Here is a 13066-nt window from a genome sequence, read left to right as displayed (position 1 = left end):
CTGCGCTGTCCATTCTTCAGAAATCCCCTTCACTTTCAAGTATAAGGGACTGATATGAAAGATATTTACTCGACGCGATCGCGCTACCTTGCCACCCTGGGAACGGCCGCGCTGGTCGCCATCGCCATGCCAGGCCAGTCGCGCGCGGAAGATCCCGCCAATGCGCCCGTCATCGTCGCCAACGATCGCGCCGACGATATACGCGCGCTGCTGGCCCAGGGCTGGGACCCGAATACGCGCATCAAGGGGCAACCCGCCATCATGCAGGCCATACGGGATGGCGCCTGGCATGTCTACGACGTACTCGCTGCCGATCGCCGCACGGACGTCAACGCCGCCAATGACCATGACGAAACCCCGCTCATGTATCTGGCGATCCAGGGCCAAACGCAGCGGGCGCGAGCCCTGATCGCGCGCGGCGCCCACGTCAACCGACTGGGATGGACGCCGCTGCACTATGCGGCATCCAAGGCGCAGATCGATGTCGCCAAGCTGCTGATGGCGCAGGACGCCATCGTCAACGCGCCCGGCCCGGACGGCACTACGCCGCTGATGATGGCCGGCCTGTCGGGTAGCCGCGAAATGGTCGAGCTGCTGCTCAAGGCCGGTGCGGACGCGACCAACCGCAATCTCCAGGGCCTGGATGCCGCCGCATGGGCCGCGTCGGCCAAGCACCAGGAATTGGCCGACGAGCTTAGGCAGGCCGCCAACGAACGAGAGGCGCAATTGCGCGGCATGGCGCGCGGCGGCGCCGCGGGGGCCGCGCGTCCGCCATCTTCGCCGTCTCCCGCGCCCGCTGCGGGCGACGCATCTCCCGCCGTTCCTTCGACCGCACCGCCCGCGGCGCCGGCCCAGGCGGGCAGCGGAGGTGGGGCGGGGTCCACGCTCAAGGGGGTAGAGGGCGTGCAGCTCGATCCGAACGGGGGAGCCCCCGCGCGCTGAGTTCTCTCTGTGGGCGCGCAGTCGCCATATCGGCGCGCGCCTCCCCTTGCGGCGTCCTGGGCAGGGCCCCGGAGCGCTCCTGGGCCGCGCGACCTGGGGTGAACCCGATTTGATTGATATTTCGTTGATAATTTATCAACGAAACATTATTATTCGGCCGTCAGCGCATGGTGGAGTCCGCATGCGGGCGTGAACCGGCCAATGCTGCTTGCCGGCGCCGCGTCCGTACGGCCGGCCGCCGTGCGATGTTCCCCATCCACCTCCCGGGCTTCGCTATGAGCGTTTCACACGACCCCAAGCCGCCGATTGCGGCTTCTTCGCACCTGGTGTCCGATCGCGCGCCGGATCTTTCCTCGGTGGAGTTCGGCCTGATGATTGCCGGACATGCGTTCAACCGCTGGATCGTGCGCTGCATGGCGGCCGCCGGCCTGCCGGACCTGACTTCCATCGACGTGATCGTCCTGCATCACGTGTATCACCGGCAGCGCGGCAAGAAGCTGGCCGACATCTGCTTCACGCTGAATATCGAGGACACGCACATCGTCAACTATTCGCTGAAAAAGCTGGAGCGTCTGGGCGTGGTGCAGGGGCAGCGTAACGGCAAAGAGGTCGTTTACTCCGTCACGCCCAAGGGCAGCGACGTTATCGCCCGCTATGTCGAGGTGCGCGAACGCTGCCTGATCGACGGCCTGCCTGCGGCCAGCAGCGGATTGGAGTTTTCACAGGACCTGGCCAATCTGCTGCGCGGCCTGTCCGGCGTTTATGACCAGGCCGCCCGCGCGGCCACGTCGCTCTAGGATCAGCCAGGGCCGGGCCCTGGTTCTTGTCTTTCTTCCGAAACAGTATGGGAATCGCTATGAAGTGGCAATTTTGGGTCGACCGTGGCGGCACGTTCACGGACATCGTGGGCCGTCGTCCCGACGGGACCACCACCACCATCAAGATGCTTTCCGAGAATCCCGAGCAGTACCGCGACGCGGCCGTCGCCGGCATCCGCAAGCTGCTCGGCCTGGCGCCGGGCCAGCCGGTGCCCGCCGACCAGGTGGACTGCGTCAAGATGGGCACCACCGTGGCCACCAATGCGCTGCTGGAGCGCAAGGGCGAACGCACGGTGCTGGTGACCACGCGCGGCTTCCGCGATGGCCTGCGCATCGCCTACCAGAACCGTCCCCGGCTGTTCGACCGTAACGTCGTCCTGCCCGAAATGCTGTACGACGGCGTTATCGAAGCCGCAGAACGCATCGGCGCGGATGGCGCGGTCGTTACGGCGCTGGACGAGGCCGCGCTGCGCAGCGATTTGCAGGCCAGCTACGATCAGGGCGTGCGTGCCGTCGCCATCGTCTTCATGCATGCCTGGCGCGAGCCGCGGCATGAACAGCGGGCCGCCATGCTGGCGCGCGAAGTGGGGTTCACCCAGGTTTCCGTCTCGCATGAGGTCAGTCCGCTGATCAAGTACGTATCGCGCGGCGATACCACGGTGGTCGATGCCTACCTGTCGCCCATCCTGATGCGCTATGTGGAGCAGGTCGCCAGCGAACTGCCCGGTATCCGCCTGATGTTCATGCAGTCCAGCGGCGGCCTGACCGACGCGCATCGCTTCCGTGGCAAGGACGCCATCCTGTCCGGGCCGGCCGGCGGCATCGTCGGTATGGTGCGCACCAGCGAGCTCGCGGGTTTCCGCCAGGTCATCGGCTTCGACATGGGCGGGACTTCCACCGACGTATCGCACTACGCGGGTGAATTCGAACGCGAATTCGAGACCCAGGTGGCCGGCGTGCGCATGCGCGCGCCGATGATGAGCATTCATACCGTCGCCGCCGGCGGCGGGTCCATCCTGCATTTCGACGGCGCGCGGCTGCGTGTCGGGCCGGATTCCGCCGGTGCCAATCCGGGGCCGGCCTGCTATCGGCGCGGAGGCCCCTTGGCGGTCACGGACTGCAATGTGCTGCTCGGCAAGATTCAGCCGGACTTCTTCCCCCGCGTGTTCGGCCCCCATGCGGATCAGCCGCTGGACCGCGCGGCCGCCGAACAGGGGTTCATCGAGATGGCCGCCCGCGTGAAGGCCGAGACCGGCCGCGATATGACGCCGGAGCAACTGGCCGAAGGTTTCCTGGAAATCGCGGTGGGCAACATGGCCGAGGCCATCAAGCGCATTTCCGTGCAGCGCGGCCATGACGTGACCGAGTACGCCCTGACGGTGTTCGGCGGGGCCGGCGGCCAGCACGCCTGCCTGGTGGCGGACGCCCTTGGCATGACGACGGTATTCGCCCATCCCCTGGCGGGGGTGTTGTCGGCCTATGGCATGGGCCTGGCCGACCAGACCGAGATGCGGCAGAAAACCGTGGAAAAGGTCCTGGACGAGGCCTTGGTGGCCGAGCTCGGGCAGGAACTCGATGCCCTCGCGGGCGATGCCGTCGCCGAACTGCGGCGGCAGCACGTCGCGCCGGAGGCGATCACGGTACAGCGCCGCCTGCATCTGAAATATCGCGGCACCGATACCGCCCTGGAAGTCTCTTTCGGCCCGTCCGCTCAGGCGCGGGCCGACTTCGAAGCGGCGTACCGCCAGCGCTATTCCTTTTTGATGCCGGGGCGCGAGCTGGTCGTGGAAACGATCTCGGTAGAGGCGACCGGCGGCGGCGAGCCCGTGACCGAGGCGCCGGTACCGGCGCGCCGGACGGGACCGCTGGCGGCGCGGCGCGGCGTGCGCATGTACAGCGGCGGCGCCTGGCGCGAGACACCGCTCTACGTGCGCGACGACATGACCCCCGGCGACCTGGTGGATGGCCCGGCCATCATCTCGGAAAAGAACCAGACCACCGTGGTGGAGCCCGGCTGGCGGGCCGAACTGACGCCGCGCGACCATCTCGTGCTGCGCCGGGTGCAGGCCAGGCCGCAGCGGCGCGCCGTCGGCACGCAGGCCGATCCGGTCATGCTGGAAGTATTCAACAACCTCTTCATGTCCATCGCCGAGCAGATGGGCTATCGGCTGCAGAATACCGCCTATTCGGTCAACATCAAGGAGCGCCTGGACTTTTCGTGCGCCATCTTCGACGACCAGGGCAACCTGATCGCCAATGCGCCCCATATGCCCGTGCACCTGGGGTCCATGGGGGAATCCATCCGCACCGTGATGCAGGCCAACGCGGGGCGCATGAAACCCGGCGATGCCTACGTCGTCAACGATCCCTACCATGGCGGCACCCATCTGCCCGACGTGACCGTCATCACGCCGGTCTTCGACGGTGCCGGCCGCGACATCCTGTTCTACGTGGGCTCGCGCGGCCACCATGCCGACATCGGCGGCACCACGCCAGGCTCGATGCCGCCCGATTCGCGTACCGTGGAAGACGAGGGCGTTCTTTTCACGAACTTTCAACTGGTACGGGACGGCGAGTTCCGCGAAAAGGAAGCGCGCGACATCCTTGGCTCCGGCAAATGGCCGGCCCGCAACCCGGACCAGAATATCGCCGACATGCGGGCGCAGATTGCCGCCAACGAGAAAGGCGTGCAGGAATTGCTGCGCATGTGCGACCACTTCGGCCTGGATGTGGTGCGCGCCTATATGGGCCACGTGCAGGATAACGCCGAGGAGGCCGTGCGCCGCGTGATTTCGGTGCTGAAGGACGGCAGCTACGAATACCCGCTGGATAACGGGGCCGTGATACGCGTGGCCGTGCGGGTGGACCAGTCGGCGCGCAGCGCCGTGGTGGATTTCACCGGCACCTCGCCGCAGCTGGACAATAATTTCAACGCGCCGGGAGCGATCGCCGTCGCGGCGGTCCTGTACGTCTTCCGCACGCTGGTGGACGACGAGATCCCCTTGAACGCCGGCGGCCTGAAGCCCCTGGAGATCATCGTTCCCGCGGGCTCCATGCTGCGTCCCAACCCGCCCGCGTCGGTCGTTGCCGGCAACGTCGAGACCTCCATGTGCATCGTCAACGCGCTGTATGGCGCGCTGGGCGTGCTGGCCGCCAGCCAGGGCACCATGAACAACCTGACGTTCGGCAATGCGCGCTACCAGTACTACGAGACCATTTCCGGCGGTACCGGGGCAGGGCCCGCGCGCATCGACGACCCCACGGATACCCGGCACGGTTTCGACGGCCAGTCCGTGGTGCAGGCCCATATGACGAACTCGCGCCTGACCGACCCGGAAGTCCTGGAGCTGCGCTTCCCGGTGCGCCTGGAATCCTACGAAATCCGTCATGGATCCGGCGGCAAGGGACGCTATCGCGGCGGCGACGGCGGCATCCGCAAGCTGCGCTTCCTGGAGCCCATGACTGCGGCGATCCTGTCGAACAACCGCCGCTACGCGCCATTCGGCCTTCAGGGAGGCCAGCCGGGGCAAATGGGGCGCAACTACGTGGAACGAGCCGATGGGCGCATCCAGCCCCTGGGCCCGCAGGACAGCACCGACTTGCAAGCCGGAGATGTCTTCGTCGTCGAGACGCCGGGCGGAGGAGGTTTCGGAGAAATTTAACGGTGCCGGACTGCCTTTGAGGGGATACAGCCGCAATCGGCTGCGTTAACATCCATCCCTTCGGCGTGCCGCCTACCCGCGGCACGCCTCGCAGCCCGTATCCCGGGCGCCGCTCAACAAAGGAGAGTCGAACATGCTCAATAAGAAATTCGCCGCGATGATGGCCGGGATGTCGGTCGCCTGGTTCGCCATGGCCGCGCCCGCCTCAGCGCAAAGCGCCAAGGAACTCGTGGTCGCGACGGACACGGCTTTCGTCCCTTTTGAATTCAAGCAGGGCAACACCTACACCGGCTTCGACGTCGACCTGTGGGCCGCGATCGCCAAGCAGCTGCACCTGAAATACAAGCTGCAGCCCATGGACTTCAACGGCATCATCCCCGGCCTGCAGACCCGGAACATCGATGTCGCGCTCGCGGGCATCACCATCCGTGACGATCGCAAGCAGGTCATCGATTTCTCCGACCCCTATTACGAAAGCGGCCTGTCCATCCTCGTCAACAACAGCAACACCGATATCAAGAGCGCCGCCGACCTGGCTGGCAAGACGGTGGCTGTGAAGACGGGCACGGCGACGGTGGACTACATGCAGAAGAACGTCCCGTCGGCCAAGCTCAAGCTGTTCCCCAACATCGACAACGCCTATCTCGAACTGGCCACGGGCCGCGTCGACGCCGCCGTGCACGATACGCCGAATGTCCAGTACTACGCCAACACCGCCGGCAAGGACCGCGTGAAGGTCGTCGGCAATGTCAAGAGCGGCGATTTCTACGGTATCGCTTTCCCCAAGGGCAGCCCGCTGGTCAAGGAAGTGAACAAGGCGCTGGCCGACCTCAAGGCCAACGGCGAATACGACGCCATTTACGCCAAGTGGTTCGGCAAGAAGGCACAATAAACCCTCGTTGACGGGGCCGCCGGGCGCGCATCGCGCGTGTCACGCCGGCGGCCCGCTGATTCTTCCGTTTCACCCGCCGCGGCCGCGCCGCCTATTCCGATCGCCACGCCGATCCGGACGCGGGTTCCTATCTACAGGGGAAACATGTGAATTTCGATTGGTCCGTGATCTGGGCGGCCCTGCCCAATCTGCTCGACGGAACGGTGATGACGGTCAAGATCACCTTCTGGGGCCTGTTGGGCGGATTCGCGCTCGGCGCGCTGGCGGGCGTCATGCGTGCCTATGCGCCGCGCTTCCTGGCCACCATCGCCGTGATCTACGTTGCCGTGATCCGCGGCACGCCCATCATCGTGCAGGTGATGTTCATCTACTTTGCCTTGCCGCTGATCGCCAACGGCCTGCGTATCGACGCGCAGCTGGCCGCCATACTTACGCTGATGATCAATTCCGGCGCCTACATCGCCGAAATCGTGCGCGGCGCGCTGCTTTCCGTTCCCAAAGGTTTGCGCGAAGCCGGCCAGGCCATGGGGCTGCCGTTCCACAAGATCCTGACCCACATCATCGGGCCGGTTGCCATACGGCGCATGATTCCCCCGCTGGGCAACCAGTGCATCATCAGCCTGAAGGATTCGTCGCTGTTCATCGTGATCGGCGTGGCCGAACTCACCCGCCAGGGGCAGGAGATCATGGCCAGCAACTTCCGCGCTGTCGAAATCTGGTCCGCCGTGGCGGTCATTTATCTGATCATTACCGGCCTGATGGCCGTGGGCCTGCGGATCGCCGAGAAGAGGATGCGCATCTTATGAGCATGGTTGAATTCAAGAACGTTACCAAGCGCTTTGGCGCGTCCACCGTCCTGAACGGCATCACGCTGAATATCGATGCCGGCGAGGTCGTTGTCGTGGTCGGGCCTTCGGGCTCCGGCAAGTCGACCTTTCTGCGCTGTATCAACGTCCTCGAAACCATCCAGGACGGCGAACTCCTGGTCGGCGGCCTGAGCGTGAAGGGCTCGCCCGCCGAGGTGCGTGAAATCCGCCGCGAGGCCGGCATGGTTTTCCAGCAGTTCAATCTGTTCCCGCAGATGACCGCGCTGGAAAACGTTATGTTCGGCCCCATTCATACGCGGGGTGCCTCGCGGGCACAGGCGCGCGCGGAGGCCCAGGCCCTGTTGGCCAAGGTCGGGCTCGAGCAGCGCATGCAGCACTATCCGTCCGAGCTTTCCGGCGGTCAGCAACAGCGCGTGGCGATCGCCCGCGCGCTGGCCATCAAGCCCAAGCTGATGCTGTTCGACGAACCGACGTCGGCACTCGATCCGGAATTGCGGCACGAGGTGTTGAAGGTCATGCGCGACCTGGCGGAAGAAGGGATGACCATGGTCGTGGTAACCCACGAAATGGAATTCGCCCGCCGCGTGGGCAGCCGCCTGATCTTCATCGACGGCGGCAAGGTGGCGCACGACGGCAACCCTCAAGCGCTGCTGTCCGATCCGCCCAGCCAGCGCCTGAAGGACTTCCTGCAACACGTCGCGTAATCGGCGCCACGAAATTCCTGGCGGATCCGCCCGGTTCAGATTTTTCGGTTTTTTTGCGGTGCGCAGCGCGCCGCAAACTGAGCCATTCCAATAGTCGAACCGCGGATCAGCCACGCCAGGAAATTTCGTTTTCAAGCCACGCCTTACCGATACGTATTCGTCGCCGCCGTCGCGTCCGAATATTGTCACGCGACCTCCGGTTCCAAACGCCGCCGGTTCCGGTGCCGGCCTTGCGTCTCCCGCTGTCGCAATCCCCGCCGCCGCTGGATCGCGGCCTTGGGTAAATCCCGCGCAAAAGAGCAGGGCTGTTTTCAAACCCCGCCTTGTTACGACGTTCCCGGCCGCACCGCCCGGACGCCACATCGCGTCCCGCCGCACTCGTCGCCGGTGCGCGGCCCCTGGTCAATCCGGCGATCAAACAAATGCCGACCCTACGCCGACGATCGATTATGCGTTTCTGCAAAGAGGCTAGGCGGAATATACCTACGACCGCATCCGTGGCGGCCAGACGTATCCGGATTACTTGCTAAGCAAGTTCGAGCTTGCCCCGGAACGAGGAAAACACGCCATTGCCCGCCGGCAAGTGGCGCTTTCGCCGCCTACCGCGGTTGAACAGGGGGGGGGGCGCCGGTGGGACGGGGCGCCGTTTCGTCGGCGCCGGATTTCCTGGTGCGAGAATATTCCAGTTTTCGCCGGCCAGGGGGGAGATGCAATATGGAAGTCCCTACATCACCCAGGCATTGTCAATATATGTCGGACTTCCTCGAATACGGTCAATACCGCCTTTGGCGCGGCGCAAATAATCTCGAATTGATAATTTCTTCCCACGGCGCCCGGTCGCTGGCGGGAGGGCGGAAAATATTGAATGGGTTTCACAAGAAAACCGTGCCAGAGGGTACGGAGCTGCATTTTTATGGTCCGGACCGCGCGATACTGAACACCAGAGACATCTACCAGATGTTCATCCTGCGTAATATGGCCAACCGACCGTATCGCATCAAGACAGGCGGGGAACCCTTTGTCGATTATCAGTTAAACAAGTTTCAGGGTGAATTGGAAAGCTACGAGACGGTCCGCCAGTGCTTGGGTAGGTACGATGTCGTCACGATCCGCCATCGCCCCTGGAAAATCGGATCCGACCATATGATGCTTTCGGAGCTGCTGACGGACCTGGAACGGCGAGGCCATCGATACGCCAAGATCCATTGTTTCTTCTGCCGTTCGTATGCCGCGCCTTTCAATGTTTACCTGGACAGGCCCACGCACAGGGCTCGCTGATGTCTTCCGATGACATGGCGGTTCACGCGCCGCCGTGTCCGTATGAGACCGTCCGACTGCCTGGCCGACTGCCAGGCTGGTCCCTACCGGGCGCTATATGGAGGCAGCACAAGGGGCTGCACCGCCGGGTACTCTGCTTCGGTCAATCGCGACAGGGACCGGCAAAAAAAGCAATGTATTCTTTTATACCTGTGCTTCTTCAGGCGCAGGTGTTCCAGTAGCTCGGATAACTGCACCCGCTCTGTCCAGTCTTGATCCGGCGTCGTTTCTATCGTCACTACGTCGTAATAGGGCAGGCATTTCCGGACATGGTCGAATGTCTCGCTTGCGCCCTGGAATTTGGTCAGCAGGTAGTCCGAACAAGTCTGGCCGGCGCGAATGATCTGATACGGGCGCTTGTCAATCTCTTGCTCGATGAATGCGCGATAAATATTCACCGTCGCGACCGATGCGTAATCCGGTCCGTAGAAATGAAGCGCCATCCCTTGCGGTATCACGTTCTGGCGTCCGAATACGCGAGTGCCGTGCGACGAAATAATAAGCTCGGAATTCGTTCTTTGCCCTTTCCACAGGAGATATCTTCCATAATGGAGGGGGCGGCCTGGAATATAGTCCCCATCCGGCAGGGAGGGGAAGCGGGCCAGAATATTGGTGGGACGGGAAAAGTGCCGGGATGGCGGCGGGCGCCGGCTGTTATGGGCCGCGTGCGGGGGCGGTACCAGCCCCGGCACCTGTGGATAGCCCTGGCCCGGCAGCGGCGCTGCCGCCAACCCTTGCATCGGTACGTTGCCGAACCCCGGCCGGGGCGGCACCCAAAGATTTGCCATTGGAGGAGCGCCCTGGCCCGGACGCGGTGGCGCCTCGAGTCCCGAGAAATGCGGATTGCCCGGGCCAGGCGCCGGTGGCAAGCCGAACCGGCGTGGTGGTGCCGCCAGTGCCGGTATGTCCGGATGGCCCTGGGTTGGCCGCGGTGGTTTTCCCAGATTCAAAATATCCGAGAGACGAGGAGGTCTGAAGACGGGATTCGGCATAAGGGGTATCCAAAAGGGGGCCCGCCAGGGTTATCGCCTACGGGCTTGTGCTGGAGAATGCGCGCTTCCATGGACACGCATGGACGCGCATTCGAGAAACCCCATTTTTAAGAATGCCGGATTCCCCAATAAGAGGAAAAATCTGAACAATCGGATATATATGGCCTGTGTGGTTCGCTCACGACGGCAGGGCTTGTTTTTTTAAGTCTGCCATTTTCACGAGCTTGACGGCTTTCGATCCTGGGCTGGGAAATTCAGAGGCGAGGCCCGGTGGATTCCGACTCCTGAGCCTGAGAAATCCCGATGCGGAATGATGGATTCCGATCCCAGGCCAGAGAACTTCCGATGCGGAATCGATGGGCTCCGATCCTGAATCCGACGGATCCGATTATGACTCGATAAGTCTGGCTGAGCGTGCGGGACTGGCCGACGTGGGGGATAAATCCGATCGCGACCCGGTTCGAACCATAAGCCGCATCATTTCCGACCGATTTCGCGTAGGCGCCGCAATGACCGGTGTGGGGCGCGCCCTGGGGGGAGTTCGGAATCAACGCGTCATGCAGGCGGCGCGCGATGCGCGCCGGGACCGTATCACCCCTTTGGGATCAGCCCTTTACGCGGACGATCTTCTGCACCTGCGGGACATGCCGGATGGCGCGTATGACCTGAGCCAGATGCTTGCGGCTGTCCACCTGCACGGTGACGTGCAGCGATACCGTGGCCACCGCGTCATCGTGCATGGTGACATGCACGATGTTGGCGTCAGTCGCTGTGATCTCGGCCGCCAGTCGCCCCAGTACGCCCCGTTCGTTGCGGGTGACGATATCCAGCCGCGTGGACAAATGCTTGGCGGTCTGCGTATCCCACGCCACATTGATCCAGCGTTCGGGCTCCCGGGTGCGCTGCCGGGCCGCGACGGGACAGTCCGCCGTATGGACGACCAGGCCATGGCCCAGCCGCATGCCGGCGATGATGGGGTCGCCGGGCAGGGGGCCGCAGCAAGGGGCCAGCTGGACGGCCTGGCCTTCATTGCCCTGGATCAGGATAGGCGCGCTACGGGCCGCCGTGATTTCGTCCACCGCGGCCGCGGTGGTGGCGATCAGTTCGTGCTCCGGTGCGAAACGCCGCGCGACGACGGCAGCCAGGCGCTTGCCCAGCCCGATGTCGGCCAGGATCTCATCGCGCGAGCTTGCCCCGCTGCTGCGCGCGAGTTTTTCCCATTCGGGGTCGTCGGCCGGCGGCAGCGAGAGATGCAGTTCCTGCAAGGCCTGGGTCAGCAGGCGTTCGCCGAAAGCGACGGATTCCGCGTACTTCACCGTGCGCAGGTAATGGCGGATTTCGGAGCGCGCGCGTCCGGTACGCACGTAGTTGAGCCATTGCGCATTGGGGCGGGATGCCGGCGAGGTGATGATCTCGACGGTATCGCCGCTGGATAGTTCCGTGCGCAAGGGAATGAATTCGTTGTTGACCTTCGCCGCCACCGCCTGGTTGCCGATGTCGGTATGAATGGCATAGGCGAAATCGACCGGCGTGGCACCGCGCGGCAGCGAGATGATCTTGCCTTGCGGGGTGAACACGTAGACGGCGTCCGGGAACAGATCCACTTTGACGTGTTCCAGGAACTCGCCGGAATCGCCCGTCTGGCTTTGTATGTCCAGCAGCGATTGCAGCCACTGGTGCGTGCGCTTCTGCAGATCGTTCAGCGAGACGTCGGCGCTTTTGTACAGCCAGTGCGAAGCGACGCCTTCCTCGGCGACGTGGTGCATGTCGCGGGTGCGGAACTGGAATTCCACCGGCGTGCCATAGGGCCCCACCAGGGTGGTGTGCAGGGACTGGTAGCCATTGACCTTGGGGATGGCGATGTAGTCCTTGAACTTGCCGGGCACCGGCCGGTATAGCTGGTGCAGGGTACCCAGCGCCAGGTAGCATTCCGGCAGCGTATGGACGATGACCCGGAACCCATAGATGTCCAGGACCTCTGAAAAGGTCTTTTTCTGGTCCACCATTTTGCGGTAGATACCGTACAGCGTTTTTTCGCGGCCGCTGACTTCGGCCTCGATGCCCGCCGCGGGCAGGGCCGCGCGCACGGCGTCCTCGATCTTGCCGATGACTTCACGGCGGTTGCCGCGCGCGGCCAGGACTGCCTTGTACAGGACCTGGTAGCGATTGGGATACATGGCCGCGAAGCACAAGTCCTGCAGCTCGCGGAACAGCAGGTTCAGCCCCAGGCGATGCGCGATCGGCGCGTAGATTTCCAGGGTTTCGCGGGCGATGCGCCGGCGTTTTTCCGGCGCCACGGCGTCGAGCGTGCGCATGTTGTGCACGCGGTCCGCCAGCTTGATCAGGATGACCCGCACATCGCGAGCCATCGCCAGCAGCATTTTGCGAAAGCTTTCCGCCTGCTGTTCGGCCTTGGTCGCGAAGTCCAGCCGATCCAGCTTGGACAGGCCGTCGACGAGTTCGGCCACTTCGGGGCTGAAGCGTTCCGCCAGCTCGTGCTTGGTGACGCCCTGGTCTTCCATGACGTCATGCAGGAGCGCGGCGGACAAGGCATTGGCGTCCAGCTTCCAGCCCGCGCAGATTTCCGTGACGGCGATCGGATGGGAAATATAGGGCGCGCCGCTGGCACGGAACTGCCCCAGGTGCGCCTGGTCGGCGAAGCGGTACGCTTCGCGCACGCGCTCGACGTCCTTCGGGTCCAGGTATTTGCCGATGATTTCCGTCAGCGGCGCCAGGGACGCGATGGGCGCGGTGGCGGGGGTTTCGGCCGCCTGCTGGACCGCCGCGGCAATGGGCGAAGGCGCGGTTTTACCGGACTTGCGGCCCGGCCGGCGGCCCAGGCGCGAACCCGCGCGCAGCGCGGCCAGCAAACCGGTAGAGGCGTATTTCAGTGCGGGGAAGGCCATGCGCGC

The 13066-nt window shown here is 64.1% G+C and carries 9 protein-coding genes; 7 read left to right on the top strand and 2 right to left on the bottom strand.

The window, feature by feature from the left end; genetic code table 11:
* The first annotated feature begins 63 nt into the window (after positions 1–63).
* The 7 genes from CAL28_RS30220 to CAL28_RS16465 all read left to right on the top strand — a co-directional run bounded on the left by CAL28_RS30220 (position 64) and on the right by CAL28_RS16465 (position 9123).
* On the top strand, positions 64–942 hold the full coding sequence (locus CAL28_RS30220) for an ankyrin repeat domain-containing protein (protein ID WP_440588436.1): 879 nt from the start codon (positions 64–66) through the stop codon (positions 940–942).
* Between the two features lie 275 nt (positions 943–1217).
* On the top strand, positions 1218–1739 hold the full coding sequence (locus CAL28_RS16490) for a winged helix DNA-binding protein (RefSeq protein ID WP_094842381.1): 522 nt from the start codon (positions 1218–1220) through the stop codon (positions 1737–1739).
* 59 nt (positions 1740–1798) lie between these two features.
* On the top strand, positions 1799–5422 hold the full coding sequence (locus CAL28_RS16485) for a hydantoinase B/oxoprolinase family protein (protein WP_094842380.1): 3624 nt from the start codon (positions 1799–1801) through the stop codon (positions 5420–5422).
* A 133-nt stretch (positions 5423–5555) separates the two neighbouring features.
* The gene (gene glnH, locus CAL28_RS16480; protein ID WP_094842379.1) at positions 5556–6314 is read left to right on the top strand and encodes a glutamine ABC transporter substrate-binding protein GlnH; all 759 of its coding nucleotides are present in this window, start codon (positions 5556–5558) and stop codon (positions 6312–6314) included.
* Between the two features lie 146 nt (positions 6315–6460).
* Positions 6461–7120, top strand: coding sequence for a glutamine ABC transporter permease GlnP (gene glnP / locus CAL28_RS16475; protein WP_094842378.1), 660 nt, complete (start codon positions 6461–6463; stop codon positions 7118–7120).
* Positions 7117–7845, top strand: a complete 729-nt coding sequence (gene glnQ / locus CAL28_RS16470; protein WP_094842377.1) for a glutamine ABC transporter ATP-binding protein GlnQ — start codon at positions 7117–7119, stop codon at positions 7843–7845. The genes glnP and glnQ overlap by 4 nt, the downstream gene beginning before the upstream one ends.
* A 750-nt stretch (positions 7846–8595) precedes the next feature.
* Positions 8596–9123, top strand: a complete 528-nt coding sequence (locus CAL28_RS16465; RefSeq protein WP_141218205.1) for a putative adhesin — start codon at positions 8596–8598, stop codon at positions 9121–9123.
* Positions 9124–9206: 83 nt separating this feature from the next.
* Here the strand turns inward: CAL28_RS16465 and CAL28_RS29555 are convergent, their stop codons facing one another.
* Together CAL28_RS29555 and CAL28_RS16455 are read right to left on the bottom strand one after the other, a co-directional pair.
* Positions 9207–10154: a putative adhesin gene (locus CAL28_RS29555; protein ID WP_141218204.1), complete on the bottom strand. Its 948-nt coding sequence runs from the start codon at positions 10152–10154 to the stop codon at positions 9207–9209.
* 605 nt (positions 10155–10759) lie between these two features.
* Positions 10760–13060, bottom strand: coding sequence for a RelA/SpoT family protein (locus CAL28_RS16455; RefSeq protein ID WP_094842374.1), 2301 nt, complete (start codon positions 13058–13060; stop codon positions 10760–10762).
* Between the last annotated feature and the right edge of the window lie 6 nt (positions 13061–13066).

This window comes from Bordetella genomosp. 11, from assembly GCF_002261215.1.
Lineage (GTDB): Bacteria > Pseudomonadota > Gammaproteobacteria > Burkholderiales > Burkholderiaceae_B > Bordetella_C.
This window is presented reverse-complemented; position numbering and strand designations above follow the sequence as displayed.